Origin of the sequence: Streptomyces sp. NBC_01335, assembly GCF_035953295.1 — a bacterium.
GTDB lineage: Bacteria > Actinomycetota > Actinomycetes > Streptomycetales > Streptomycetaceae > Streptomyces.
This window is the reverse complement of the sequence record NZ_CP108370.1, coordinates 4727601-4754378: the sequence shown is the minus strand read 5'-3', so window position 1 is coordinate 4754378 and position 26778 is coordinate 4727601. Positions and strand designations below refer to the sequence as shown.

The window sequence follows — 26778 nt, the reverse complement described above, 5'->3', positions numbered from 1 at the left end:
CCCGTACCGGCCTCCCCCGCGATCCCTCGGGGACCGGACGGCGTCGTGCGACGTACGTCCGGAACTCCTCCGGAATGGAGCGGAACGGGCATGGCTACCGCGGCGTCGCGACAGTCTGGCGGGGCTTCTTTGTACCACCCGCACCAGCGTGCACACCGATTCGGTCCGCCGCCTGTTCCCAAGGGAGAACCGGTCCGTGATGCCGCCGTTACGCGCCTGCGGGAAGCCGCCCCGCCCCGCCTGCCGGCGCCCCGTCAATTCCGTTCCGGATGCGCCGAGTTCTCCCACCCCTCGACCCGGGTGTCCGGAATCCGCCGCTTCGCACGGTTGGTTACCCCGTACAGAACGGAACGGACCCGAGCGGACCGGCCGGTGTGCGGCCGGGTCCGCCCGGGTCCGTACGGGGTCCGTACGGGTCCGTTCGGGGCCCGTACGGGTCCGTTCGGGGTCCGTACGGGTCCGTGCGGGCAGCGCCTACGCGTCCTCGGCCAGCTCCAGCCAGCGCATCTCCAACTCGTCGCGCTCGGTGACCAGTTCACGCAGCTCGGCGTCGAGCTTGGCGACCTTCCCGAAGTCCGTGGCGTTCTCCGCGATCTGGGCGTGCAGCTTGGTCTCGCGGTCGGAGAGCTTGCCGAGCTGCCGCTCGACCTTCTGCAACTCCTTCTTCGCCGCCCGCGATTCCTGCGCCGAGACGGCGTTGGACGCCGGTGCGGGCTCCTTGGCCCCGGCGCTGGGGGCGGCGGACGGGGTGGCCGTCTCCTCCATCCGCTGCCGGCGCTCGATGTACTCGTCGATGCCGCGCGGCAGCATCCGCAGCGCCCGGTCGCCCAGCAGCGCCATCACCTTGTCGGTGGTCCGCTCGATGAAGAACCGGTCGTGCGAGATCACGATCATGGAGCCGGGCCAGCCGTCGAGGAGGTCCTCCAGCTGGGTGAGGGTCTCGATGTCGAGGTCGTTGGTGGGCTCGTCGAGGAAGAGGACGTTCGGCTCGTCCATCAGCAGACGCAGGATCTGGAGCCGGCGCCGCTCACCACCGGAGAGGTCGCCGACCGGCGTCCACTGCTTCTCCTTGGTGAAACCGAACTGCTCGCAGAGCTGCCCCGCCGTCATCTCGCGGCCCTTGCCGAGGTCCACCCGGTCGCGGATCTGCTGCACGGCCTCCAGCACCCGGAGGGTGGGCTTGAGCTCGTGCACCTCCTGGGAGAGGTAGGCGAGCCGGACGGTCTTGCCGACGATGATCTTCCCACCGGCCGGCTGGACGTCGCCCTGACTGCGGCACGCCTCGGCGAGCGAGCGCAGCAGCGAGGTCTTGCCCGCGCCGTTCACGCCGACGAGACCGATGCGGTCGCCGGGGCCGAGCTGCCAGGTGAGGTGCTCCAGCAGCGTCTTGGGGCCGGCCTGGACGGTCACGTCCTCCAGGTCGAAGACGGTCTTGCCGAGGCGCGCGTTGGCGAACTTCATCAGCTCGCTGGTGTCGCGCGGCGGCGGCACGTCGGCGATCAGCTCGTTGGCGGCCTCGATGCGGTAGCGCGGCTTGGAGGTACGGGCGGGGGCGCCGCGCCGCAGCCAGGCCAGCTCCTTGCGCATCAGGTTCTGCCGCTTCGACTCCTCGGTCGCGGCGATCCGCTCACGCTCGGCGCGGGCGAAGACGTAGTCGCTGTAGCCGCCCTCGTACTCGTGGACGGTGCCGCGCTGGACGTCCCACATGCGGGTGCAGACCTGGTCGAGGAACCACCGGTCGTGGGTGACGCAGACGAGCGCCGAGCGGCGGGCCCGCAGATGTCCGGCGAGCCAGGAGATGCCCTCGACGTCGAGGTGGTTGGTGGGCTCGTCGAGGACGATCAGGTCCTGGTCCGCGATGAGCAGCTTGGCGAGCGCGATACGGCGGCGCTCACCACCGGAGAGCGGGGCGATGACGGTGTCCAGGCCGTGCTCGAAGCCCGGCAGCGCGAGACCGCCGAAGAGCCCGGTCAGCACATCGCGGATCTTGGCGCTGCCCGCCCACTCGTGGTCGGCGAGGTCGCCGATCACCTCGTGGCGGATCGTCGCCTTCGGGTCGAGGGAGTCGTGCTGGGTGAGGACGCCGAGGCGCAGACCGCCGAGGTGGGTGACGCGGCCGGTGTCCGCCTCCTCCAGCTTGGCGAGCATCCGGATGAGGGTCGTCTTGCCGTCGCCGTTGCGGCCGACGACACCGATCCGGTCTCCCTCCGAGACTCCGAGAGACACACCGTCGAGCAGCGCACGGGTGCCGTACACCTTGCTGACCTGCTCGACATTGACCAGATTGACGGCCATTTCACTCCTGCCCAGGGGATGGATCGACTTCCCAGGGTAGTCGCCGCGCGGATGCGGTAGCGTGCGGCGATCTTCCGGGGTGACCTCCCGGGCAGGAGCGTCTCAGGGGTGGGGACTTCATGACAGGCATATCGGTACGGCGCGGACTCCCGGCGGCGGCAGCGGTGACCGCGGCGCTCTGCGCCCTGGCCGGCTGCGGCACCGGGGACGACGGCAAGGCCACCGCCACCGGTTCCCCGGCCGCGACGACCGCCTCCCCCGCCGGGTCCGCCGGGGCCCCAGAGCCCGCAGCCAAGGGCGGCAGCATCGGCGCCACCGGCTCCACCTGCGAGCTCCCGGTCACCTTCGACCTGCCCGCCGGGTGGGAGCCCGCCGCCGTGGACGTCGATCCCGGCTCCGAATTCGCCGCCCTGGCACAGCAGGGCCCGCTGACCCTGGTCTGCGAGATCGACGCGAAGCCGACCGGGAACATCGGCTTCCTGCGGGTCTGGCGGGGCGAGAAGTCGGCCGCCTCGCCCCGCGCGCTGCTGGAGGCCTTCGTGACGGCCGGGACGGGCGCCGCCGACGCCACCTACACGGACGTCCGGGCGGGCACGGTCGCCGGAGCCGAGGCCGCCTACACCGTGTACAGCGATCTTCTGGACGGGCGGAAGAAGGAGAGCGCCTTCCTCGTCCCCACCGCCCAGGGCCCGGTCGTCGTCCACCTCGGCGGCATGGACTCCGACGAGCACGACCAGATGCTCCCCGCGTACGAACTGGCGAAGTCGAGCCTGCGGACCGGCTGAACCGGTCGGCCGCCCTTCGTGATGCTCGGCATCAGCTTCTTCTTCGGCTGACGCCGGCCGCAGGACGGTGGGCCGCCGGCACACCAGACCTGCCCGGCGGCCGAGCGTGCGGAGTCCGCGGTGGGCAGCCCCCTCAGACCACCGTCGCGCCCGGCGCCGGGGACACCGCGACCCGGGCCGTGCGGCAGGTGCCGGAGGCGGTGAGGGCGGCGGCGACCCGGTGGGCGGTCTCCGGGTCGGGGACCAGGAACGCGGTGGTCGGGCCGGAGCCGGAGACCAGGGCGGCGAGGGCCCCGGCGTCGGTGCCGGCGGCCAGGGTCGCGGCGAGCGAGGGGCGCAGCGAGAGGGCGGCGGCCTGGAGGTCGTTGCTCAGGGTCTTGGCCAGGGCGACCGGGTCGCCGGAGGCGAGGGCGTCAAGCAGGGCCGGGGCCGCGGCGGGCTCGGGGACGTCCGTACCGGCGGTGAGCCGGTCGAACTCGCCGAACACGACCGGGGTGGAGAGTCCGCCGTCGGCGACGGCGAAGACCCAGTGGAAGGTGCCGCCGGTCTCGACCGGGGTGAGGAGTTCGCCGCGTCCTGTGCCGAGGGCGGCGCCGCCGATCAGGCTGAACGGGACGTCGCTGCCGAGCTCGGCGCAGATCTCCAGGAGCTCTTCGCGGGAGGCGCCGGTGGACCAGAGCGCGTCGCAGGCGAGCAGGGCGGCGGCGCCGTCGGCGCTGCCTCCGGCCATGCCGCCGGCGACGGGGATGTCCTTGGCGATGTGGAGGTGGACGGCGGGCTCGATGCCGTACCGCTCGGCGAGGGCGAGGGCGGCGCGCGCGGCGAGGTTGCTGCGGTCCAGCGGCACCTGGGCGGCGTCCGGGCCGGAACAGGTGATCGTCAGCTCGTCGGCCGGGACCGCGGTGACCTCGTCGTACAGGCCGACCGCGAGGAAGACGTTGGCGAGGTCGTGGAAGCCGTCGGGGCGGGCGGCGCCCACGGCGAGCTGGACGTTCACCTTGGCCGGTACGCGAACGGTGACGCTCCCGGTCACGGTGGCGCTCTCGGTCATGCGGGCAGCTCCGGCTTGTTCTCGGCGATGGCGGCGAACTCCTCGACGGTGAGCGACTCGCCCCGGGCCTGCGGGGAGACCCCGGCGGCGACGAGCGCGGCCTCGGCGGCGGGTGCGGAGCCCGCCCAGCCGGACAGCGCGGCGCGCAGCGTCTTGCGGCGCTGGGCGAAGGCGGCGTCGACGACGGCGAAGACCTCGGTGCGGCTCGCGGACGTCTCGACCGGCTTCTCCCGCCGGACCAGGGAGACCAGGCCGGAGTCGACGTTGGGGGCGGGCCAGAAGACGGTGCGGCCGATGGCTCCGGCGCGCTTCACGTCGGCGTACCAGTTGGCCTTCACGGACGGCACGCCGTAGACCTTGTTGCCGGGGCGGGCGGCGAGCCGGTCGGCGACCTCGGACTGCACCATGACGAGGGTCCGCTCGATGCTCGGGAAGCGCTCCAGCATGGTGAGCAGTACGGGCACGGCGACGTTGTACGGGAGGTTGGCGACGAGCGCCGTGGGCGCGGGGCCCGGCAGCTCGGTGACCAGCATCGCGTCGGAGTGGACGAGGGCGAACCGGTCGGCGCGGCCGGGCATCCGGGCGGCGACGGTCGCGGGCAGGGCGGCGGCGAGGACGTCGTCGATCTCCACGGCCACGACCCGGTCGGCCGCCTCCAGCAGCGCCAGGGTCAGCGAGCCGAGCCCCGGCCCGACCTCGACGACGACGTCGTCGGGCCGCACCTCGGCGGTGCGCACGATCCTGCGGACCGTGTTGGCGTCGATGACGAAGTTCTGGCCGCGCTGCTTGGTCGGGCGTACGCCCAGCGCCGCCGCCAGTTCGCGGATGTCTGCGGGGCCCAGGAGGGCGTCGGACTCTGTGCTGCTCACCCACTAAGCGTACGGGCCCGGATTGCGATCGCAGGTGCGACCGCAGCCCCGCCCCCGCTCAGTAGTCGAAGGCCCGTGCCGTATTGGCGTCGATGGTCGCGGCGAGGGTGTCCTCGTCGACGCCCTTGACCTCGGCCATCGCCCGGAGGGTGACGGGGATGAGGTAGGGGGCGTTGGGGCGGCCGCGGTAGGGCGCCGGGGTGAGGAAGGGGGCGTCGGTCTCGACGAGCACCAGCTCGGCGGGGGCGACGGCGAGGGCGTCCCGCAGCGGCTGGGCGTTCTTGAAGGTGACGTTGCCGGCGAAGGACATGAAGTAGCCGGCCCGCGCGCAGATCCGGGCCATCTCGGCGTCGCCGGAGTAGCAGTGGAAGACCGTGCGCTCCGGGGCGCCGGCCTCGGCGAGGACGCGCAGTACGTCGGCGTGGGCCTCGCGGTCGTGGATGACGAGGGCCTTGCCGTGCCGCTTGGCGATCTCGATGTGCGCCCGGAACGACTCCTCCTGGGCGGCGCGGCCCTCGGGTTCCGTACGGAAGTGGTCGAGGCCGGTCTCGCCGACGCCGCGTACGTGGGCGAGGGCGGCGAGCGCGTCGATCTCCGCGAGCGCCTCGTCCAGCGCGGCCTTGCCGCCCGGCGCGCGGACCCCTTCGCGGGTGCGGCCCTCGGGGTCGCCGTGGACGATGCGCGGCGCCTCGTTGGGGTGGAGGGCGACCGAGGCGTGCACCTGGGGGTGGGCGGCGGCCGTCTCGGCGGCCCAGCGCGACCCGGCGAGGTCGCAGCCGACCTGGACGACGGTGGTGACGTTGACGGCGGCGGCCCGCGCGAGGGCCTCCTCCACGGTGCCGTCCTGCATGTCCAGGTGGGTGTGCGAATCGGCGACCGGAACCCGCAGGGGTTCGGGCAGCGGCGGCGCTTCGGTACGGCTCATGCCCTTGATCGTACGAGGAGTGCCGGACAGGAAGGGCGCTCGCCCGGGGTCCGGGGACACGGGCGGGCGCTCTCTTCCGTCGAGGGGCCGGTCAGCGGCGCTGGAAGGGGTGGAACAGGTCCGACAGGTGCCAGTGGCGGGCGGCTCCGGCTCCCGCAGGTACGGCCACGGCGGCCACCCGCTCGTCGTCGTCCTGTCCGGAGGCGGTGCCCGCCAGGGCGGCCGGCTTCTGCCGCGGGGTGCCCTGCAGCAGCTGCTGCACGAGCGAGACCCGTCCCGAACCCATGATGCGGACCACGTGGCCGCCGCAGTTCGTGCAGGTCGGGGTCGACAGAGGAGAGGGGACCCGCTCTCCGTCGGCCTTGTAGACCACGAAGGTATTGCCGTCCCGGTCGACGTGGTGCTCTATTTCGTAGGCCTGTTCCCAGCCGTGTCCACATCGCATGCAGGCGAAGGCATAGGCCTCATGGACCGTGGTCACCGCGATCTCACTCATACTTGCTCCTCTTGTCCGCAGGACAAGCCGCTCCCGAGTGTTTCCACCTCCCAGTGCACACCCGCCGAATGTGAATCGCACCGGCTCAGGACCAGTGTTGATGCGTTCTTGGACTCCTTGGTGAGCCCTTGGCCCGCGCATGGTGCGAGGGCGCCCCGTACGAAACCAGCCGTTGGCGGCGCGCGGGCGTGCACCGCCTGTTCACACCCTCGGGGGGCGCGTTTCCGGGTGCCCGCACCTCCGTGCGCCGGGTGTCCTGACGGGGGCGTGCGGGCGGAAAACCCCGAAAACAAAGGGCTGCACAGGGGCGCACAGGGGGCGCATTCGCGAGGTGCGGAATGAATTGAGCATTCAATTGAATTCCGCACCTCACAAAAACAGCATGTCCGGTTTGCGCGGTTCGCTTATCTGGTTTTCACTCGACTCGTACGCAAGTACACGCAACCCCCGGCTTTTCCACAGAACAGAACGGGAACGCTCATGCACACCGAAATCACCCCCACCACCACGACCGACCTGGACCAGGACCTGGAGGCCGCGCTCAACCCGGGCGAGGTCGAGGGCCTGTACCGCGACTCGCGCGAGTGCGCGTTCCTCGCGCTGATCGCCGGCGGTGGGGCGCTCCTCCTTTCGCCGCCCACCCCGCGGCCGAAGAAGGGCTGACTTCCGGCCCATGAACCAGTCAAGCGCTTCGTCCCGGCTCTCGGACGCGGTGCACGACCTGGCGAACGAGGTGGTCCTCGCTCTTAGGAGCGGGGGCCACCTCGCCACGGTGTGCGGCGCGGCCGGAATCCACGAGGACGACAGAACGGGCATCGCCGCGGTACGGGTCATCGGAGCCGACCTGCTGCTGCCGAGCGTGCTGTACGGACAGAGCCCGCACCCCGGCGACGTGGCGGTCTTCCACCGCGCGGTACGGGAGTTCCCGCCGCGCCCCGACGCCTCCCCCTCCACCGCCTGGAGCCACTGGGCGATGCTCTCCACCCTGCACCGGGTGGCCCCCTCCCTCCCCACCGGGCTTCCGACGGGCCGCCCGCCCGCCCTGGACGAACCCGGCATCACCGGTCTGGACGAGGCGCCGTGGCAGGTGTTCTCGCACCAGGTCTCCCTCCTTTCGCCGCTCGCCGTCCCGGCGGCGGCGTCTTCCGTGGCGCGGGTCGCCCGGGGCCGGGTGACCGACCTCGCGCGCGGCTTCGTCCGCGCGGTGCGCCGCCGCGACTGGCTCCGGGCCTCAGGCACCGGCCGCTGGCTGGCCGCCCTCGGCGGGGAGCCGTCGACGCTCGGCCTCGACCGGGGCCTCGACTTCGTCGAGCTGATGGGCGGACAGGACCCCCGGGTGGCCCTGAACGTCCGCGCGGCCCGGCTGATGATCGAGGAGCGCGGCAGGTGACCGCGGACCAGGCGACGGCGGACCGGACGGCGACGGACCGGCCCGGCGCCGGGAGCGCGGCGGAGCACCCGGCGGCCGTCGCCGCGCTCACCGGCCTCGTACGCGAGGTGCGCGACCGCGCGCTGGCCTGGACCGAGGAGCACCTGGCCGGCTTCGTCCTCCCCGAGGACGTGCTGGAGCCGCACACCAAGGTCGACCACACCCTCAAGCCGCTCGGCGAGCTGGCCCAGCTGTGCAGCACGGCCCAACGGGTCACCGCCCCCGGCGACCCGGCCCGTGCCACCGCCGACCGGCTGGTCGCCTTCGCCTGGGAGCAGACCCGCTCCGGCGATCTGATGCTGGAGCTCCTGCGCTCCGAGCCCTTCGCCGCGTACCCCTTCGAGATCTACGCGGCCTTCGCCGGTCACGGGCTGCGCCACGAGGGGTTCGAGCGGCTCGCCCGCCGGGTCGCCGCCACCCGGGGCTGGGCCTTCACCGAGCAGCACGCCAACCGGCAGCTGGGGCTGATCAACTCGGAGCGCCGGGTCGGCATCGCCCCGCACGCGGACGCCGAGGCGGTGCTGCGCCGCACCTGGCTGGGCGGTCTCTGTGAGCCGTGGATGCTGGAGCGCGCCTCCGGCTACTCGCTGACCCACGCGGCGTACCACGTCACCGACTGGGGCATCGCCCCCGAGCGGATGCCCGCCGACCTGGACCTCTATCTGCGGGACTGGCTGCCGCCCTGGGTGGACGGCTGTCTGGAGAGCGACCAGTGGGACCTGACCGCCGAGCTGCTGGCGGTCGGCGCGGGCCTGCCGGGCGCCCCGCCGGTGGAGCTGTTCGCCGCCGCCTGGCCGGTGCTCGCCCGGGTACAGCACCCGAGCGGGTGCCTCCCGGAGACCGGCCCTCCGGTGCCGCCCGGGGACGCGGCGGACGAGGAGCCGTACCCGTTCCTGGCCTGCTACCACTCCACGCTGGTGACGGTCTTCGCCGCCTCGCTCACGGTCGCCCGGCTGGAGGGCCCCCGCACATCCACGAGATCCGGAAGGGAACATTCCGCATGAGCGGTATCCAGCAGATCCACGAGGTGGGCGCGAAGGCCCTGAAGTGGCTGCACGCCCATCGGGAGGGCTTCCGGCTGGAGGACGACCCGTCGCCCGAGGCCGGGATGCTGGACCGGTTCAAGCCACTGGGCGAACTGGCGCTCATCGGCAAGGTGATCTTCCGCGAGGGCGTCGCCGGCTCCCAGCAGGCGTCCCTCGCCCGCTCCCTCCTGGACCACGCCTGGCACGAACTGCTGGACTCCGGCCACCGGCTCCTGGAGGGCCAGCGCCGCGAACCGCTCTCGCCGGTGCCGATGGAGGTCTACGTACCGTTCAAGGAGCTGGGGTACGCGCACCAGGGCCTGGAAGCGGCCGTCCGCCTCAACCACCGGCTGGCCAGCTCGGGACGGCTTGAGGTGCTGCCCGTGCGCCGCCTGGGCCTCTCCACCATCGAGCGCCGTTTCGGACTGCCCGCGAGCCTCCCGGAGGACGAGGCGTTCCGGCGCACCTGGCTCGCCGCGCGGCCCGAGCCGTGGACCGTGGAGGGCCACATCGGCTACGACATCACCCACACCGTCTTCCACCTCACCGACTGGGGCGAGTCCCCCCGGGGGCTGCCGCCGGAGATCGCCGAGTACCTCGCGCTCTGGCTGCCCGTCTGGCTGGACGACTGGCTCGACCTGAAGCGCTGGGACCTCCTCGGCGAGCTGCTGGTGGTCGATGCCTGCCTGCCCGAGCCGACGCTCGACCCGGCCGCCTGGCGCGGCTTCGCCGCCGCGCAGGAGCCGGACGGGGCGATGCCGGTGTTCGAAGGGATGCCGGAGGGTGACGCGGAGTCGGTGTTCGACCTCGTCTACCACTCGACGCTGGTGGCGGCGTTCGCCTCGGCGCTTGCGGTCTCCCGCTCCCTGTCGGACCTCTCCTCGACGGCCTCCGCGTGAGTACGGGCCCCGCCGTCGCCCGTACCGCACCCGTCGGCCCCGACGCCCACGGCCGGGGCGCCGGGGCCGACGCGGCCCTGCTGGCCCGGGCGGCCGAGGCGATCGGCCCGGCACCCGACCTGGTGCTCGCGCTCAGCCGCCACGGACACCGCACCCTGCACCTCACCGGCACCGCGCCGGAGCCGGAGGACCGGCCGCGCGACCGGCTCCGGTACGAGCTCGGCTCGGCGTCCAAGACCTTCACCGGGCTGCTGCTCGCCCGGCTGGTCGCCGCGGGCCGCCTCTCGTACGACGCCCCTGCGGCGGAACTCCTGGCGCCCGGCCACCCGGTTCACCCGGCCGTGCGGGCGATCACCCTGCGCCATCTGATCACCCACACCTCGGGGCTCCCCGGGCTGCCCGCCGGTTTCTACCCGCAGGCGGTACCGCGCTGGACCACCGCCCCGTACGCCGGTTACGACGCCGACCGGGTCGTGCGCGCCTTCCTGCGGGCCCGCCCGCGCCACGCGCCCGGGACCCGCTGGCACTACTCGAACTTCGCCGTCGCGGTCCTGGCCCACACCCTCGCCGCCACGACCGGCACGCCGTGGGAGGTCCTCGTCGACCGGGAGGTGCTCGCCCCGCTGCACCTGGACGCCACCGCGCTCGGCCCCGGACGCCCCGGCGCCGACGCGACGGGCCACGGGCGCGGCGGGGCCCCGGTGCCGGTGCTCGACATCGGCGGGTTCGCCGGGGCGGGGGCCGTCCGGTCCACCCCGCACGACCTGCTCACCTTCCTGGAGGCGCACCTCGCGGCCAGCGGCGCGTACGCCGGTACCGAGGCGGCCGGGGTCACCCCGTTCGTACCGCCGCCGGACGCCGCCCTGGCCGCCGCGCTGGCGGGGATGCGGCGGCCGGTGCTGCGCCGGGGTCTCCGGCACACCCACACCCACACGCTGACGTGGTTCCAGCACGCGTCGCCGCACGGCCCGGTGAACTTCCACGCCGGGGCGACCCCCGGGCAGCAGGCGTTCCTCGGCTACCGCCCGGACACCGGGACCGCGCTGGCCGCCGTCTGCACCCGGCGGGTGTCGCTCGGGGACCCGTTCGTGGCGACGGTCCACGGAGTGCTGACGGAGTGAGGGGGCCGACGGAGCGAGGGGGCCGGCCGAGTAGGGGGCCGGCCGAGTAGGGGCTCAGGCGGTGGGCGTGCCCGGTGCGCGGGCCGCGTTCTTCGCGGCGACCACCGCGTCGAACACCTCGCGCTTGGGCAGCCCGGCGTCCGCGGCGACGGCGGCGATGGCCTCCTTGCGGCGCTCCCCCGCCTCCTCGCGGACCTGGACCCGGCGCACCAACTCCGCCGCGTCGAGCTCCTCGGCGCCGGTGTCGCCCGCGCCCTCCACGACGACGGTGATCTCGCCGCGTACGCCCTCGGCCGCCCACACCGCCAACTCGCCGAGCGGGCCGCGCTTCACTTCCTCGTACGTCTTCGTCAGCTCGCGGCAGACGGCGGCCCGGCGGTCCGCGCCGAAGACCTCGGCCATCGCGGCGAGGGTGTCGTCCAGGCGGTGCGGGGCCTCGAAGAAGACCATGGTGCGGCGCTCGTCGCCGACCTCGCGCAGGCGGCCGAGGCGCTCGCCCGCCTTGCGGGGCAGGAAGCCCTCGAAGCAGAACCGGTCCACCGGCAGACCGGAGAGCGCCAGCGCGGTGAGGACCGCCGAGGGGCCGGGCACGGCGGTGACCTTGATGTCCTTCTCGACGGCGGCGGCGACCAGGCGGTAGCCGGGGTCGGAGACGGACGGCATCCCCGCGTCGGTCACCAGCAGCACCCGCGCGCCGCCGGTCAGCGCCTCGACCAGCTCCGGGGTGCGGGCGGACTCGTTCCCCTCGAAGTACGAGACGACCCGCCCCGTGGTGTGGATGCCGAGCGCCTGGGTCAGGCGGCGCAGCCGGCGGGTGTCCTCGGCCGCTACGACGTCGGCCGTCTCCAGCTCGGCGGCGAGACGCGGCGGGGCGTCCGCCACGTCGCCGATGGGGGTCCCCGCGAGAACCAGCGTTCCGGTCGTCGGCTTTCCAGGCGTTCCAGGCGTTTCAGTCACAGGAACCATCCTCCCAGCCCCGGCGGGCCCCCTCGCACAGATGCTTTCCCTACGATGGCGCGGTGACGAGTACTGCGCCCGACGCCCGGCAGGGCCACGACGCCGGGGACGAGCTCCCCGGCGAGCAGCCTTCTCCCTGGGAGCGGCGGCTGCACCGCTTCGGCCACGTGCCCCGGAAGGACATCGGGCTGCGCGAACGCCTCATCCCTCCCTACAACCGGCCGAGCCCCCGCACCTGGGGAGTCCTCGGGGTGCCACCGGTCCTCGCGGACCGGCTGGAACGGTGGTCCGGCTGGGGCGGCCCGCTGCTGGTGACTCTGGTCGCCGGGGTGCTGCGCTTCTGGCGGCTGGGGCAGCCCGACGCGGTGATATTCGACGAGACGTACTACGCCAAGGACGCCTGGGCCCTGATCAACCAGGGGTACGAGGGTGCCTGGCCCAAGGACGTCGACAAGCTCATCCTGAGCGACCCGTCCCGGGTGAAGGTCCCCGTCGACCCCGGATACGTGGTGCACCCGCCGGTCGGGAAGTGGGTCATCGGGCTCGGCGAGCAGATGTTCGGCCTCACGCCGTTCGGCTGGCGGTTCATGGTGGCCCTGCTCGGCACCCTGTCCGTGCTGCTGCTGTGCCGGATCGGGCGGCGGATGTTCCGCTCGACGTTCCTCGGGTGCCTGGCGGGCCTGCTGCTCGCGGTGGACGGGCTGCACTTCGTGATGAGCCGCACCGCCCTGCTCGACCTGGTGCTGATGTTCTTCGTGGTCGCGGCGTTCGGCTGTCTGGTGAACGACCGCGACTGGGCCCGCCGCAAACTCGCCGAAGCCCTCCCGGTGGACGAGGAGGGGGTGCTGCGCCCGGACGCCCGGATCGCGGAGACCCTGCGCCTGGGGTGGCGGCCCTGGCGGCTCGCGGCCGGGCTGATGCTGGGCCTCGCCTTCGGCACCAAGTGGAACGGCCTCTACATCCTGGCCGCGTTCGCCGTCATGTCGGTCCTCTGGGACGTGGGCGCCCGCCGCACCGCCGGCGCGTTCCGCCCGTACGCGGCGGTCCTCCGCCGCGACCTGCTGCCCGCCTTCGTCTCGACGGTCCCGGTCGCGCTGGCCACGTACCTCGTCTCCTGGACGGGCTGGCTGATCACGGACAAGGGATACGACCGCCACTGGGCGGACACCGAGGAGGGCCAACACAGCGGCTGGACCTGGCTCCCCGACTGGCTGCGCAGCCTCTGGCACTACGAGCGCCAGGTCTACGACTTCCACGTGGGCCTGACCTCCGGCCACACGTACCAGTCGAACCCCTGGAGCTGGATCGTCCTCGGCCGCCCGGTCTCGTACTTCTACGAGGAGCCCACCTGCTCCGACTCGGCGACCGGCAAGTGCGCCCGCGAGGTCCTCGCGCTCGGCACCCCGCTGCTCTGGTGGGCGGCCTGCTTCGCCCTGGTCTACGTGATGTGGCGGTGGCTCTTCCGCCGCGACTGGCGGGCGGGCGCCATCGCCTGCGGGGTCGCGGCGGGCTGGGTGCCGTGGTTCTTCTACCAGGAACGCACGATCTTCTTCTTCTACGCGGTCGTCTTCGTGCCGTTCCTCTGTCTCGCCGTCACGATGATGATCGGCGCGATGATCGGCCCGGCCGCCGGCACCGGCACCCGCGCGGAGCTGGGCCTCCCCACCTCCGACCCCACCGGCGAACGCCGCCGCGCCATCGGCGCGGTGGCGGCGGGGCTGCTGGTGCTGCTGATCGTCTGGAACTTCATCTACTTCTGGCCCCTCTACACGGGGACGCCGATCCCGGAGCCGGACTGGCGGAACCGGATGTGGCTGGATTCCTGGGTGTAGGGGGCGGACGACCCTGTGGGGTCCGGTCGGTGACCGGGCTCCACGGGTCGGGCGGGCGCGGGGGCACTGACCCGTCAGTCGGCGTCCCCGAGGTCGTTCCGGCCGATCGAACGGGGCCGCGGCCATGAGCCCGGAGAGCGCTCCCCCGCCCCAGCCGAAACCATCGTTCCGGTCTGATAACAACGTCCACCTCCTCTACGCATGTCCCGTACAGTCATCCCCGCAGACAGGTTCTTGAACACGTTCAAGATGGATCTCGGGGGAGGGGTCGCAACCATGCGAAGCGGAGCCAAAGTCGCCCTTGTCGGTGGCGCGTTCGTGCTGGTGGCCGGGGGGCTGAGTTACGGGGCGTACTCGGTGCTGTTCGACGACGGGGGAGGCGGCGGCCTCGGCACCAAGACCGCCGCGCCCGCTGCGGTGAAGACCGGGCCGCCGGACGCGAAGGAGATCGCCGAGACCTCGAAGGCGTTCTTCGCGGCGTGGTCCTCCGGAAACGGTCCGGGGGCCGCGCAGTTGACGAACAACGAGGCGGACGCGGAGCCCGTACTGACCGGGTACTCCACCGAGGCGCACATCGAGCACGTGGTGATCACCCCGGGTCCGGCGGTCGGGGCGAAGGTCCCGTACACGGTGAAGGGGACCGTCTCGTTCGAGGGACAGAGCAAGCCGCTCGCGTATTCCTCCGAGTTGACCGTGGTGCGCGGGCTGACCACCGGCAAGCCGCTCGTCGACTGGCAGCCGACCGTCGTCCACCCGAAGTTGACGAAGGGGGCGACGCTCGTCACCGGCGAGCCGTCCGCGCCGGAGATCGAGGCGGTGGACCGCAACGGTGTGGTGCTGACCAAGGAGAAGTACCCGTCGCTCGGGCCGATCATCGCCACGCTCCGCAAGAAGTACGGGGCGAAGTCGGGGGGCACCGCCGGCGTCGAGACGTGGATCAAGGGCGCGGACGAGTCCACGCCCGACGTCACCCTGCTCACGCTCGCCAAGGGCAAGCCCGGCAAGGTCCAGACGACCATCGACGCGAACGTCCAGGCGGCGGCGGAGAAGGCCGTGAAGCAGTTCAGCGGGGCGTCGGTCGTCGCGGTCAGGCCGTCCACCGGAGCCATCCGGGCCATCGCCAACAACCCCGTGACCGAGTTCAACGTGGCGCTGGAGGGCGAACAGGCGCCCGGATCGACGATGAAGATCGTGACCGCCGCCATGCTGCTGGAGCGCGGCAAGGCCACGGCGAACGGGGTGGTCCCCTGCACCCCGGACGCGACGTACATGAGCCGCACCTTCCACAACCTGAACAACTTCTCGCTCCCGGAAGGCAGTACCTTCACCCAGACCTTCGCGAACTCCTGCAACACCGGATTCATCAAGCTGATCGACGAGGTGGACGACGACTCCGCGCTCGCGAAGGAGGCGAAGGACGTCTTCGGGATCGGGCTGGACTGGAAGACCGGGGTCACCACCTTCGACGGCAGCGTGCCGGAGGAGGTCGGCGGTGAGGCCGCCGCCCAGTACATCGGGCAGGGCACGATCCAGATGAACGTCCTCAACATGGCGTCCATCACCGCCACCGCCCGCACCGGGACGTTCATCCAGCCGGTCATCGTGCCGCTGGACCTGGACGGCCGGACGCCGGCGAAGGCGTCGCGCTCGCTGCCGTCCTCAGTCGTCCAGCAGCTCAACTCCATGATGCGGGCCACCGCCACATGGGGCACCGGCGCCGAGGCCATGGCCTCCGTCGGTGGCGACAAGGGTGCGAAGACCGGGTCGGCGGAGGTCGACGGGCAGGGCAAGTCCAACAGCTGGTTCACCGGATTCAGCGACGACCTGGCGGCGGCCGGGGTGGTCCAGTCCGGCGGCCACGGTGGCACCGCGGCAGGGCCGATCGTCGCGGCGGTCCTGCGCGCGGGGTGAACGCGGGGGCGTATCCCCTCCGGCAGTGGCGGTGCGCCGGGCCCCGGCCGGGGCCCGGCGCACCGCTGTGTCCGGGCCGGGGCAGGCCGCAATACGGTGCTGCGCACGGTCCGTTCGCGCGAGTAGCCTGCGGATCATGAGCACTTCCACCACCGGCCCCGACGCCGGGTCCCAGCCGACCACCGCTCCCGCAACCTCCGCCGCGCCCTCCGCGCACGCCGAGGCGCACCCCCGATTCGCCGCCGCGCTGGCCGATTTGGGGCTCCGGGTCGAGGTGCGCCGCTTCCCCGACGCCACCCGTACGGCCGCCGAGGCCGCCGCCGCGATCGGCTGCGAGCTGGCCGAGATCACCAAGTCCCTGGTGTTCGTGGCCGACGGCGTCCCGGTGGTCGTCCTGATGGACGGCGCCTCCCGAGTGGACGTGGAGCGGGTGCGCGAGGTGCTGGGCGCGGCGAAGGTGAAGCGCGCGGGGGCCGACGTGGTCCGCGAGGCGACCGGGTACGCGATCGGGGGCGTGCCGCCGTTCGGGCACGTGACGAAGACCCGGGTGCTGGCCGATCAGGGGCTGCTGGCGCACCCGGTCGTGTGGGCGGCGGCCGGGACCCCGCACACGGTGTTCCCGCTCGACCCGAAGAGTCTGATCGCCCACGCGGGCGGCACGGTGGTGGACGTGCGCGAGCGGGCCGCGTGACCCCGCTGGTCGCCTGCGCGGTGCTGCTGGCGGCGTTCACCCACGCCGGGTGGAACGCCCTGGCCCACGCCCTCAAGGACCAGTTGCTCTCCTTCACGCTGATCTCCGGCGGCGGTCTGCTGATCGGTGCGGTCACCGCGCCCTTCCTGCCGTTCCCGGACGCGGGGGCGTGGCCGTACCTGGGCGTCTCGGCGGTGCTGCACCTCGCGTACATGCTGCTGCTGATGCGGTCGTTCACGCTGGGCGACTTCGGCCAGATGTATCCGATCGCCCGGGGTACGGCCCCGCTCGTGGTGACACTCCTCGCGGCGGTGTTCGTCGGCGAGCGGCCCGGCGCCTGGGCCCTGGCGGGGGTGGCGGTGGCCTCGGCCGGGCTGGTCGGTCTCGCCCTGTGGGGCATCCGGGGCTCCGGCCGCCGCCCGGACTGGCCGGCGCTGCTGGCGGCGCTCGGGACGGGCCTCGCCATCGCCGCGTACACCACGGTGGACGGCGTCGGCGTCCGCGCTTCGGGCAGTTCGCTGGGGTACGTCGCCTGGCTGATGATCGCGCAAGGCCTGGCCGTACCGGCGTACGCCCTGTACGTCAGGCGTGGGGAACTGGCTGCCCAGCTGGCCCCGTTGGCGGTACGCGGCCTGATCGGTGCGGCCCTGTCGGTGGCCGCCTACGGGCTGGTGCTGTGGGCCCAGACCCGCGCGGCGCTCGCCCCCGTCGCGGCGCTGCGCGAGTCCTCGATCATCGTGGGCGCGGCGCTGGGCGCCCTGCTCTTCAAGGAGCGGTTCGGCGCACCGAGGATCGCGGCGGCGGGGCTGATGGTGGTCGGCATCGGGCTGATGCTGCACGCGGGTTGAGCGCCGTGCCGCCCGCTCACTCGCCGGCCACCGCCCGCTTGAAGGCCGTGTGGACGGCGAGCAGCCCGCCGTCGACCCTCAGGGTGGTGCCGGTGATCCAGGACGCGTCGCGGGAGGCGAGGAAGGCGACGGCGGCGGCGATGTCGTCCGGTTCGCCGACGCGGCCGAGCGGGTAGAGGGCGGCGGCCCGGTCGAGTTCGGCCTCGCGGCCCGCCCAGGCGTCGGTGCGCAGGGTGCCGGGGGCGATGAGGTTGACGCGCACCCCGCGCGGTCCCGCGTGGCCGGCGAGGGTACGGGTCAGGCTGGCCAGGCCCGCCTTCGCGGCGCTGTAGGCGTGGCCGCCGAAGTCCTGTTCGCCGTTGACCGAGCCGATGTTGACGATCGCGCCCCGGCCGGAGGCGGCGAGGTGCGGAAGGGCGGCGCGGGAACAGCGGAAGGCGCCGCCGAGGCAGATGTCGAGATCGCGCTGCCAGATCTCGTCGCTCTCGTCCTCGAAGAGCCCGGCGTCCGGGCCCGCCGCGTAGGCGTTGTTCACCAGGACGTCGAGCCGGCCGAAGGCGGCGACCGCGTGCGCCACCGCCGCCTCCACGGCCGCCCGGTCGCCGACGTCGCAGGCGAGGGATGTGGCCGCCCACCCCTCGTCCCGTATCCGCGCGGCGGTCGCGGCGGCCCGGTCGGGGTCCAGGTCGGTGACGAGGACCGAAGCGCCCTCGGCGGCGAGCCGGCGGGCGGTGGCGGCGCCGACCCCCTGCCCCGCTCCGGTGATGAGGACGCCGTGACCGTCGAAACGCGCGAGCGCGGGGGGTGTCATGGGGGCGACCGTACTGCGAGGGGCGGGGTGCGGTCACGGGGTCGTACCGGGGCCGGTGCTCACGAGCCACCTGGTGCGGCACTCCACCCGGCGCCGGGAGCAGCGGCACCGCCTGGACGGCAGGGGCATGGCGGAGGCGGTGACGGGCCCGCCCCGGGCAGGCACCGCCTCCCGTCGCGGGCGTCAGAGCGCGCCGAAACCGCGCTCCCCCGGTCGACGGCAGCCACTGATGTCCGCCAGGGGGATTCCCCCGATGAAGTCCATCTCCTGGGTGGGGCCGACGGGGCCGATGACGACCGCGGTCGCGGTCTCCAGGGACGTGCTGTTGGCGTAGATCGTCGGCTTGGTCAGGATCTTGCTCCGCGCGGGCGGCGGCGCGAATCTGTGCCAGCCGCTGACCTTGATCCGGTAGAGGTGCCGGTCGTTGCTGGCGTACCCGCCGCAGTCCTCGTCCAGCGCCGTGGAGACCAAGGTCGGCTTGGGGCTGCTGACATGGGCCCGGGCGTAGCCGATCGGGTCCTCGAGGAACGTGGCGAGTTCGGTCGCGACGGACGTGCTGCTGCGCGACCTCATCCCGCTCGCCTTCCGGATGTCCTCGGGGCTGCGCCCGTCGGCCCGGAAGCAGACCAGGTCGGCCGGTTCGGCGAGCGTGTACCCGTGCGCGGGGGTGTCGGAGGGTGCCTGCGCGGGCTCCGCGGCGGCCGGCGTCCGGTCGGCGCCGGAGGTCTCCGTGGCCCCGCCGAGCCTCAGCCTGTCGGGCTTGTTCGGTACGGGCGGCCGGTCCCCGGGCGCGGTCTGCACGGCGACCGGGCCGCCGTGAAACTCGTGGGCGGCACCGGCGGCGGGGCCGGTCCGCGGCTCCACGGCGCGTTGCACATCGAGCGGGGCCCGCATGACGCGGTGCGCGTTGGCCTCCGCGGCGCGTTCGAACGTGTCGGAGGCGTCGGAGACGCGGAGTCCGTTGCCCCTGTCCGTACCGGCCACCGGGCCCTGACGCTGCTGGATGACATGGGTCAGTTCATGGGCGAGGGTGTGCTTGTCCCCACCGTCGGCGCCGATGACGACATGGCTGCCGGACGTGTAGGCGCGGGCACCGACCTCGGCGGCCGACGCACGGGCGGCGTTGTCGTCGTGGACGCGCACGTCGGAGAAGTCCGCGCCGAGCCGCGCCTCCATTTCCTGGCGCACTGGCTCGCCGAGGGGCTTTCCGGCGCTGCGGAGCACGTCGTGGACGGCGGAGCGCTGCACGGGTGCGGGCGAGGTCGCGGTCTCCTGGTGGTTCTCCTGGTGGCCGCAGCCGGCGCCGTGCTCGTGCTGTTCCCGGGCCCAGGGGTGGTCGGCGCCGCGGAGCATCTGGACGACCGCGGCGTTGCCCGCAGCGGCCTGCAGGCCGAGCAGGCCGTGCCGCGCGGGCGGGGCGGATGCGGGCCGACGGGCGGGGATACGGCTGTTGCCCGCCCCGGTGTGGGAGTCGGCCTTCTCGTGGTCGTGCACGGGAGCCCCTCTTCTGGCATGAGATCGTCAACTTCCCTGGGTACGTGGCGGGGAGCCGCCGGCGCAAGGTACGGGCGGGCAGCACGCGGTGACCGGAGGGGCACATCCGGTACCGCGATGATCCGCGGGTGGACCGGCCTGCTCTCACCGGGGGAGAGAACAGGCCGGCGCCGGTGGGCACCGGCGGGGCCAACGGCCCGCCACGGTACGGGAGTCGGTGTTCGTACGGGCCGACGTACGCTGTCCGTGGGCGCACTTGGACGGGAGCCTCAGAGCGCCTGGCGCACCGCCCGGACCAGGGCCTGGGCGCGCGGGTCGGCGGTGACCCCCTTCTGGAGGCCGTTGGTGACGTAACCGAGGGCGATACGGGACTCGGGGTCGGCGAAGCCGAGGGAGCCACCGCGTCCGGGATGGCCGAAGGAGCCGGGGCCGAGCAGCGGGGCGGCGGGGCCGTGGAGCATGTACCCCAGTCCGAAACGGGTGTTGACGACGAGGACCCGGTCGGGTCCGGCGGATTCCTCGGTGCGGGCCAGGGTGAGGGTGGCGGGGGCGAAGAGGCGGTGGCCGTCGACCTCGCCGATCATCGCGGCGTAGCAGCGGGCGAGGGCGCGGGCGGTGGCGATGCCGTTGGAGGCGGGGAGTTCGGCGGTGCGGTAGGCGGGGTCGTTCTCGTCCGGGTCCGGGTCGATCGCGCCGAAGGCCCGGCGGGTGAGCGAGTGCGGGTCGGCGTACGCCTCGGTGACGGCGCGTTTGGGCCGCATGCGCAGGGCGCCGGGGTCGCCGGTCGCGGGCGGTTCGACGGGGCCGATGCGGCCGATGCGGTGGGCTTCGTCGGCGGGCAGTCCGAACCAGAAGTCGAGGCCGAGGGGGCGGCCGATCTCCTCGACGATCCAGCGGCCGATGGTGCGGCCGGTGGCCCGGCGGACGAGTTCGCCGATGAGCCAGCTGTAGGTCTGGGCGTGGTAGCCGTGGTCGGTGCCGGGTTCCCACTGGGGCCGCTGGGCGGCGACGGCGGCCGGTCCGGTGTGGCCGTCGGCCGCCTCGGCGGGGGTGAGCGGGCGGTCCAGGGCGGGGACTCCGGCCCGGTGGGCGAGGAGGTCGCGTACGAGGACGCGCTCCTTGCCGTTCGCCTTGAACTCGGGCCAGTACGTGCCGACCGGGGCGTCCAGGTCCACCTGGCCGCGCTGGTGGAGCATGAGGGGGACGGCGGCGGCGATGCCTTTGCCCGCCGAGCGGACGATCTGGACGGTGTCGACCGCCCAGGGTTCGGTGCCGTCCACGTCCCTCGTACCGGCCCAGAGGTCCACGACCTTGCGCCCGTCGCGGTAGACGGCGACGGCCGCGCCGCGCTCACCGCGCTGTTCGAAGTTCCGTACGAAGGCGTCCCGGACCGCTTCGAATCCGGGCGCCACCGTGCCCCGTACGTCCACGCCTGCTTCCGCGCTCCCGCTCATCCCCCCATCCTGCACGGCCGCGCAGGTCCGGTGGGGAGCGGGTCACCTGCTGTTGACGGTGACGGAGCCGGGATCGAAGCCGAAGGGCAGCTCCAGCCGGTGGGCGCGCATGAGTTCCTCGTCGAGGAGGAGGTCCTGCGTGCGGTCGTCGGCGGCGATGACGCCGTCGCTGAGGATGACCGCGCGGGGGCAGAGCTCCAGGGCGTACGGGAGGTCGTGGGTGACCATCAGGACGGTGACGTCCAGGGAGCGGAGGATGTCGGCGAGTTCGCGGCGGGAGGCGGGGTCCAGGTTGGAGGACGGCTCGTCGAGGACGAGGATCTCCGGCTCCATGGCGAGGACGGTGGCGACGGCGACGCGGCGGCGCTGCCCGAAGGAGAGGTGGTGCGGCGGGCGGTCGGCGTACTCGGCCATGCCGACCCGGCCGAGGGCGGTGGCGACCCGGGCCTCCAGTTCGGCGCCGCGCAGCCCGGAGGCGGCGGGGCCGAAGGCGACGTCCTCGCGGACGGTCGGCATGAACAGCTGGTCGTCGGGGTCCTGGAAGACGATGCCGACGCGGCGGCGGATCTCCGCGAGGTTCCGCTTCTCGACCGGGAGCCCGGCGACGCGGACGGTTCCGGCGCCCGCGTCGAGGATGCCGTTGAGGTGGAGGACGAGGGTGGTCTTCCCGGCACCGTTGGGGCCGAGCAGCGCGACGCGCTCGCCCCGGGCGACGGTCAGGTCCACGCCGAAGAGCGCCTGGTGCCCGTCGGGGTAGGCGTAGGCGAGGCCGCTGACTTCGAGGGACGGCGGCACGGGGGCGGGGGCCGGGCCGGTGGCGATCGGGCTGTTCATGTGTTCATCCCAGCAGATGTACGAAAGGGGAGGTACGGGGAGCCCGCCGGAGCGCACCGGGCCGCGGGGCGCGAGCCGGTCGAAGACGTGGGCGCGGGCCGGCCGAAAACGCGGGGCACGGGCCGGCCGAAGAGCCCCTCACAGGGCCCAGCCGAGGAGGCAGACGGCGAGGGCGGGCAGCGGGAGCGCCGCCGCGTACGCCCACTGGGCGCGGGAGGCCGTCACCTGGTCGATGACCGGCATGGTGCCCGCGTACCCCCGGCTGACCATCGCCAGGTGGACCCGCTCGCCGCGTTCGTAGGAGCGGATGAAGAGGGCGCCGGCCGACTTGGCGAGGACGCCCCACTGGCGTACGCCGCGCGCCTCGAAGCCCCGGGAGCGGCGGGCGACCGACATCCGGCGCATCTCGTCGGTGATGACGTCCCCGTACCGGATCATGAACGACGCGATCTGGACGAGGAGCGGCGGCAGCCTGAGCTGCTGGAGGCCCAGCAGCAGGGCGCGGAGTTCGGTGGTGGAGGCGAGGATCACCGAGGCGGCGACGCCGAGGGTGCCCTTGGCGAGGACGTTCCAGGCGCCCCAGAGCCCGGCCACGCTGAGGTGCAGGCCGAGGAATTCGGTCCGCTCCCCCGGTACGACGAACGGCATGAGCAGCGCGAACGCCACGAACGGGACCTCGACGACCAGCCGCTTCAGCAGGTACCCGGCGGGAATCCGGGCCACCGCCGCGACGGCGGCGAGCAGCACCGCGTAGAGCGCGAAGGCCCACACCGCCTCGCGCGGGGTGGAGACCACGACGAGGACGAAGCAGAAGACGGCGGCGAGCTTGCAGTGCGGGGGCAGCCGGTGGACGGGCGAGTGCCCGTGCCGGAAGAGCCGGTGCGCGTGGCCGGAGCCCATGGCGCGCCTCAGACCTTCTCGGCGAGCGGTACGGCGGCCGGTCCGGCCGTCAGGTCCGCACCGTCGGTGCGACGGCGGCGGATCGCCCAGAACACCGTGCCGCCCACGACGACGGTGACGCCGACGCCGATGACCCCGGCGAGGCCGCCGGAGAGGCGGGCGTCGTCCACGTCCTTCACGCCGTAGTCGGCGAGCGGGGAGTCGGCGGAGGCGTGCTCCTTGGCGTTCCGGTCGATGCCCTTGTCGGCGGCGACCTTCTCCAGTCCGTCGGGGCTGGAGGAGGCGTAGTACGAGACGAAACCGGCCAGCACGAGGGCGGTGAGCAGCCCGGCGGCCAGCAGACCGCGGGTGGAACGGGACCCGACGGCGACGGCGGGCTTCGGGGCCTTGGCGGGCTTCGCGGCCTTCGCGGGTGCGGCCGGGGCGGCGTCGATCAGCTGCCCGTCGACGCGGAGCTTGAGCGGGTTGGCGAAGCCCCGGGCGCCGTGCACCAGGTCGGGGCGGACCGCGATGACGGCGCCGACCGTGGCGGCGGTGATGACGGCCTCACCGATACCGATGAGGACGTGGACGCCGACCATCGCGGTGAAGACCTTGCCGATGGAGATGTCGGTGGTGCCGCCGATCCAGTAGATCAGCGTGAAGACGACGGCGGCGGCGGGTACGGAGACCAGCGCGGCGACGAAGGAGGCGACGGTGACGGTGCTCCGGCGGCGCGGCAGGGCCCGCATGAGCACGCGGAAGACCACGTACGCGACGACGGTGGTGGTCACGCCCATGTCCAGGACGTTGACGCCGAGGGCGGTGAGGCCGCCGTCCGCGAAGAGGATGCCCTGCATCAGCAGCACCACGGTGACGCAGAGGACCCCGGTGTAGGGCCCGACGAGTATCGCGGCCAGCGCCCCGCCGAGCAGATGCCCGCTGGTGCCGGCGGCGACCGGGAAGTTCAGCATCTGCACGGCGAAGATGAAGGCCGCCATCAGCCCGGCGAGCGGGGCGGTGCGCTCGTCCAGTTCACGGCGGGCGCCGCGCAGGCTGACCGCGACGGCGCCCGCAGCGGCGACTCCGGCGGCCACGGAGACAGGTGCGTTGATGAAACCGTCGGGTACATGCATGGGAAGGCTCCGCTTCTGCGGGGTCGGCGGGACAGCGGTGCGGCGTGCGGGCACGGGTCTGCGACCCGGCACGGACCGGAACCCGCCAATCATAGGGCGTTCTTGCGAACTATGCGCAAGAGCGCATGTCCTACATTTACGTACCGCGCACGCGCCGTGAAATATGGGACATTGAATTACAAAGCGGCAATAACAGGAGGAGTCGGCCGATGTCCCCCGTGATCGAAGAACACACCCGGGCCCGTCTCATCACCGACGGTCCGCTCACCCGCCCGGTCCCGGTCGACCTGCGCTACGACGCCGACGGCGACCCCGGCACCGTCCACCTCGTCTTCGACGGCGGCGCCGACTGGGCGCTCCGCCGCGACCTGCTGGAGGACGGCATGAACACGCCGGTCGAGAGCGGCGAGGTGCGCCTCTGGCCCGCCGGGCGGGCGCAGTTGATGCTGGAGCTGCACTCGACCGGCGGAGTCGAGGTCTTCCAGATCGAGAACGCGGCGCTCCAGCGCTTCCTGGGCCGCACCCACACCGAGACCGCCCCGCCCACCGCCGCCGCCGGGCGCTGAACGCCGGGGCGGGCCGGGCCGAGCCCCGCCGCCCGCACCCGTACTCGTACTCCTGCTCGTACTCGTACTCGTACTCGTACTCCTGCTCGTGTGGACGACGAAAGCCCCCGTGCCGCTCGCACGGGGGCTTTCGTCGCACCGGCACCCGTCCCCACAGATGTCGGCGCACCCGGTGCCGTGCCCCGCTCAGGCGCGGCACCGGAGTTCGGTGGAGCCGGTCGGACCGGGCGGCTCGCGGGCCGTCAGACCCGGTTGAGCTCGCCCTCGTCGGCGGGGAGGTGCTTACGCAGCCCCTCGCCCTCGACGTCGACGTTCGGCAGGGCGCGATCCAGCCAGCGCGGGAGCCACCAGGCGCGCTTGCCCAGCAGAGCGAGCACGGCGGGGACGATCGCCATACGGACCACGAAGGCGTCGAAGAAGACGGCGATGGCGAGGCCGAAGCCGATCATCTTGATCATCGCCTCGGTGGAGCCGATGAAGCCGCCGAAGACCGCGATCATGATGACGGCCGCCGCCGTGACCACGCGGGCCCCGTGCTTGAAGCCGGTCTCGATCGCCTGGTGCGGGGTCTCGCCGTGGACGTGCGCCTCCCGCATGCGGGTGACGAGGAAGACCTCGTAGTCCATGGCCAGGCCGAAGACCACACCGACCATGAAGATCGGCATCATCGACATGATCGGGCCGGTCTGCTCCACGCCCAGCAGCGAGGCGAGCCAGCCCCACTGGAAGACCGCGACGACCGCGCCGAGCGCCGCGACGACCGAGAGCAGGAAGCCGAGGGCCGCCTTCAGCGGGACGAGGACCGAGCGGAAGACCACCATCAGCAGCAGGAAGGCCAGGCCGACGACGAGCCCCAGGTAGGGCAGGAGCGCGTCGTTCATCTTCTGCGAGAAGTCGACGTTCATCGCGGTGGCACCGGTGACCAGCACCTCGGCTCCGGTGTCGCTCTTGATCTGCTGACCGGCGTCGCGGATCTGGTGCACCAGCTCCTCGGTACCGGCCGAGCTGGGCCGGTCCTTCGGGACGACGGTGATCGTCGCGGTGTCGCCCGCCTTGTTGAAGACGGCCGGGGTGACCGCCTCGACGTGCCCGAGCGACTCGATCTCGTCGGAGACCTGCTGGACGGCGACCTTGCCGTCCGAGCTGTGCTGGGTGTCGACGACGATCATCAGCGGCCCGTTGAACCCGGGGCCGAAGCCGTCCGACAGCATGTCGTACGCCTGGCGCTGGGTGGTGCTCTTGGGCTGGGAGCCGTCGTCCGGCAGGCCCATCTCCAGCGAGGCGGCCGGCACGGCGATGGCGCCGAGGCCGAGGACGCCGACGACCAGCACCCAGACCGGGCGGCGCAGTACGAACCGGGCCCAGCGGGTGCCCGCGTTCGGCTTCGCGTCGGGGCGTTCCGCCGCGGCGGCGGCCTTGCGCGCCTTGCGGCCCATGATCCGCCTGCCGGCGAAGCCCATCATCGCCGGGACCAGGGTGAGGGCGATGAGGACCGCGATGACGACCGTGCCCGCGGCGGCGAAGCCCATCTTGGAGAGCATCGGGATGTTGACGACGGCGAGGCCCACCAGGGCGATGACGACGGTCAGTCCGGCGAAGACGACGGCGGAGCCGGCCGTGCCGACCGCCCGCCCGGCGGCCTCCTCGGGCTTCCGGCCCTCGGCGAGTTCGGCGCGGTAGCGGGAGACGATGAAGAGCGCGTAGTCGATGCCGACCGCGAGGCCGATCATCATCGCCAGCGTGGAGGTGGTGGTGCCGAGGTCCAGCACGTTGGCGAGGGCCGTGATCGACGTGACGCCGATGCCGACGCCGATGAGCGCGGTCAGCAGCGGGAGTCCGGCGGCGACCAGGGAGCCGAAGGTGATGACGAGCACCACCGCGGCGATGACGACACCGATGACCTCGGTGGCGCCGGTCTCCGGCATCGCCTGGAGCGCGTCACCGCCGATGGCCACGGTCATCCCGCTCGCCTCGGCGTGCTTGCCCGCCTTCTCCAGGGCGTTCTTCGTCCCGTCGGTCAGGTTGGCGGACGCCTCGTCGTAGGAGACCGAGATGTACGCGGTCGAGCCGTCCTTGCTGACGGCGTTCGCCGTGAACGGGTCGGTCACCGAGGCGACCTGGTCCGAGCCGGCCTTCAGCTCGCCGACGATCTTCTCGACCTCGGCCTTGTGGGCCGCGTCGGTCACCTTCTGCCCGTCCGGGACGTCGAAGACGACCCGGGCGGTGGCGCCCTCGGCGTTGGAGGCGGGGAAGCGCTGCTCCAGCAGGTCGAAGGCCTTCTGCGCCTCGGTGCCGGGGATCGAGAAGGAGCTGGAGGTGGCGGGCGTCGCGGTGGCGGCACCGAAGATGCCGAGCCCCAGCAGGACAGCCCAGATCAGGGCGACATAGCCCCGCTTGCGGAACGCGAGGCGCCCGACTTTGTAAAGGAATGTGGCCACGGAGGGAGGCTCCCGGTCAGGTCGTGTGCGGG

The 26778-nt window shown here is 73.0% G+C and carries 24 protein-coding genes; 11 read left to right on the top strand and 13 right to left on the bottom strand.

Annotation, left to right across the window (positions count from 1 at the left end):
- Window positions 1-474: 474 nt before the first annotated feature.
- Window positions 475-2295 carry an ABC-F family ATP-binding cassette domain-containing protein gene (locus OG599_RS20530; protein WP_327177437.1) on the bottom strand — a complete coding sequence of 607 codons (1821 nt, stop codon included), beginning with the start codon at window positions 2293-2295 and terminating at the stop codon, window positions 475-477.
- A gap of 119 nt (window positions 2296-2414) precedes the next feature.
- Between OG599_RS20530 and OG599_RS20525 the strand changes: the two genes are divergently transcribed.
- A complete protein-coding gene (locus OG599_RS20525; RefSeq protein WP_327177436.1) occupies window positions 2415-3080 on the top strand; it encodes a lipoprotein in 666 nt (221 codons plus the stop codon).
- 133 nt (window positions 3081-3213) lie between these two features.
- Here the strand turns inward: OG599_RS20525 and OG599_RS20520 are convergent, their stop codons facing one another.
- From OG599_RS20520 to OG599_RS20505, 4 genes are all read right to left on the bottom strand, one after another.
- On the bottom strand, window positions 3214-4131 hold the full coding sequence (locus OG599_RS20520; RefSeq protein ID WP_327177435.1) for a 4-(cytidine 5'-diphospho)-2-C-methyl-D-erythritol kinase: 918 nt from the start codon (window positions 4129-4131) through the stop codon (window positions 3214-3216).
- Window positions 4128-5000: a 16S rRNA (adenine(1518)-N(6)/adenine(1519)-N(6))-dimethyltransferase RsmA gene (rsmA, locus tag OG599_RS20515; protein ID WP_327177434.1), complete on the bottom strand. Its 873-nt coding sequence runs from the start codon at window positions 4998-5000 to the stop codon at window positions 4128-4130. The genes OG599_RS20520 and rsmA overlap by 4 nt, the downstream gene beginning before the upstream one ends.
- 58 nt (window positions 5001-5058) lie before the next feature.
- Window positions 5059-5925, bottom strand: a complete 867-nt coding sequence (locus tag OG599_RS20510) for a TatD family hydrolase (protein ID WP_327177433.1) — start codon at window positions 5923-5925, stop codon at window positions 5059-5061.
- Between the two features lie 91 nt (window positions 5926-6016).
- Window positions 6017-6421, bottom strand: coding sequence for a hypothetical protein (locus tag OG599_RS20505; RefSeq protein ID WP_327177432.1), 405 nt, complete (start codon window positions 6419-6421; stop codon window positions 6017-6019).
- Window positions 6422-6901: 480 nt separating this feature from the next.
- Here OG599_RS20505 and OG599_RS20500 point away from each other — a divergent pair, with 480 nt between their 5' ends.
- From OG599_RS20500 to OG599_RS20480, 5 genes are read left to right on the top strand one after another with little or no spacing between them, the layout of a single operon-like run.
- Window positions 6902-7084 carry a hypothetical protein gene (locus OG599_RS20500; protein WP_327177431.1) on the top strand — a complete coding sequence of 61 codons (183 nt, stop codon included), beginning with the start codon at window positions 6902-6904 and terminating at the stop codon, window positions 7082-7084.
- A gap of 10 nt (window positions 7085-7094) precedes the next feature.
- Window positions 7095-7811, top strand: a complete 717-nt coding sequence (locus OG599_RS20495; protein WP_327177430.1) for a hypothetical protein — start codon at window positions 7095-7097, stop codon at window positions 7809-7811.
- On the top strand, window positions 7808-8854 hold the full coding sequence (locus OG599_RS20490) for a DUF6895 family protein (RefSeq protein WP_327177429.1): 1047 nt from the start codon (window positions 7808-7810) through the stop codon (window positions 8852-8854). Before OG599_RS20495 ends, OG599_RS20490 begins: the two co-directional genes overlap by 4 nt.
- Complete coding sequence (locus tag OG599_RS20485; RefSeq protein WP_327177428.1) at window positions 8851-9774, top strand: DUF6895 family protein; 924 nt, start codon at window positions 8851-8853, stop codon at window positions 9772-9774. The genes OG599_RS20490 and OG599_RS20485 overlap by 4 nt, the downstream gene beginning before the upstream one ends.
- Entirely contained in the window at window positions 9771-10895 is a 1125-nt protein-coding gene (locus OG599_RS20480; RefSeq protein WP_442809476.1) for a serine hydrolase domain-containing protein, read from the top strand. The genes OG599_RS20485 and OG599_RS20480 overlap by 4 nt, the downstream gene beginning before the upstream one ends.
- Before the next feature lie 54 nt (window positions 10896-10949).
- On the opposite strand, the gene rsmI is transcribed toward OG599_RS20480, so the two are convergent.
- Window positions 10950-11852, bottom strand: coding sequence for a 16S rRNA (cytidine(1402)-2'-O)-methyltransferase (gene rsmI / locus OG599_RS20475; RefSeq protein ID WP_327177427.1), 903 nt, complete (start codon window positions 11850-11852; stop codon window positions 10950-10952).
- 62 nt (window positions 11853-11914) lie between these two features.
- Here rsmI and OG599_RS20470 point away from each other — a divergent pair, with 62 nt between their 5' ends.
- From OG599_RS20470 to OG599_RS20455, 4 genes are all read left to right on the top strand, one after another.
- Window positions 11915-13684 (top strand): dolichyl-phosphate-mannose--protein mannosyltransferase, encoded by a 1770-nt coding sequence (locus OG599_RS20470; protein ID WP_327177426.1) that lies wholly within the window; start codon window positions 11915-11917, stop codon window positions 13682-13684.
- Between the two features lie 276 nt (window positions 13685-13960).
- Window positions 13961-15595 carry a penicillin-binding transpeptidase domain-containing protein gene (locus OG599_RS20465; RefSeq protein WP_327177425.1) on the top strand — a complete coding sequence of 545 codons (1635 nt, stop codon included), beginning with the start codon at window positions 13961-13963 and terminating at the stop codon, window positions 15593-15595.
- 136 nt (window positions 15596-15731) lie between these two features.
- On the top strand, window positions 15732-16286 hold the full coding sequence (locus tag OG599_RS20460) for a YbaK/EbsC family protein (RefSeq protein WP_327177424.1): 555 nt from the start codon (window positions 15732-15734) through the stop codon (window positions 16284-16286).
- Window positions 16283-17134 carry an EamA family transporter gene (locus OG599_RS20455; protein ID WP_327177423.1) on the top strand — a complete coding sequence of 284 codons (852 nt, stop codon included), beginning with the start codon at window positions 16283-16285 and terminating at the stop codon, window positions 17132-17134. The genes OG599_RS20460 and OG599_RS20455 overlap by 4 nt, the downstream gene beginning before the upstream one ends.
- A 16-nt stretch (window positions 17135-17150) precedes the next feature.
- On the opposite strand, the gene OG599_RS20450 is transcribed toward OG599_RS20455, so the two are convergent.
- From OG599_RS20450 to OG599_RS20425, 6 genes are all read right to left on the bottom strand, one after another.
- Window positions 17151-17945 carry an SDR family NAD(P)-dependent oxidoreductase gene (locus tag OG599_RS20450; RefSeq protein WP_327177422.1) on the bottom strand — a complete coding sequence of 265 codons (795 nt, stop codon included), beginning with the start codon at window positions 17943-17945 and terminating at the stop codon, window positions 17151-17153.
- A 183-nt stretch (window positions 17946-18128) separates the two neighbouring features.
- Window positions 18129-19439 carry an eCIS core domain-containing protein gene (locus tag OG599_RS20445; protein WP_442809475.1) on the bottom strand — a complete coding sequence of 437 codons (1311 nt, stop codon included), beginning with the start codon at window positions 19437-19439 and terminating at the stop codon, window positions 18129-18131.
- Window positions 19440-19708: 269 nt separating this feature from the next.
- Window positions 19709-20869, bottom strand: a complete 1161-nt coding sequence (locus OG599_RS20440; RefSeq protein WP_327180109.1) for a serine hydrolase domain-containing protein — start codon at window positions 20867-20869, stop codon at window positions 19709-19711.
- A 66-nt stretch (window positions 20870-20935) separates the two neighbouring features.
- A complete protein-coding gene (locus tag OG599_RS20435) occupies window positions 20936-21727 on the bottom strand; it encodes an energy-coupling factor ABC transporter ATP-binding protein (RefSeq protein WP_327177421.1) in 792 nt (263 codons plus the stop codon).
- A 138-nt stretch (window positions 21728-21865) separates the two neighbouring features.
- Window positions 21866-22627, bottom strand: coding sequence for a cobalt ECF transporter T component CbiQ (cbiQ, locus tag OG599_RS20430; protein WP_327177420.1), 762 nt, complete (start codon window positions 22625-22627; stop codon window positions 21866-21868).
- An 8-nt stretch (window positions 22628-22635) separates the two neighbouring features.
- Window positions 22636-23742 carry an energy-coupling factor ABC transporter permease gene (locus tag OG599_RS20425; protein WP_327177419.1) on the bottom strand — a complete coding sequence of 369 codons (1107 nt, stop codon included), beginning with the start codon at window positions 23740-23742 and terminating at the stop codon, window positions 22636-22638.
- 209 nt (window positions 23743-23951) lie between these two features.
- On the opposite strand from OG599_RS20425, the gene OG599_RS20420 reads away from it, so the two are divergent.
- The gene (locus OG599_RS20420; protein ID WP_327177418.1) at window positions 23952-24308 is read left to right on the top strand and encodes an SsgA family sporulation/cell division regulator; all 357 of its coding nucleotides are present in this window, start codon (window positions 23952-23954) and stop codon (window positions 24306-24308) included.
- A gap of 242 nt (window positions 24309-24550) precedes the next feature.
- On the opposite strand, the gene OG599_RS20415 is transcribed toward OG599_RS20420, so the two are convergent.
- Complete coding sequence (locus tag OG599_RS20415; RefSeq protein ID WP_327177417.1) at window positions 24551-26746, bottom strand: MMPL family transporter; 2196 nt, start codon at window positions 26744-26746, stop codon at window positions 24551-24553.
- Between the last annotated feature and the right edge of the window lie 32 nt (window positions 26747-26778).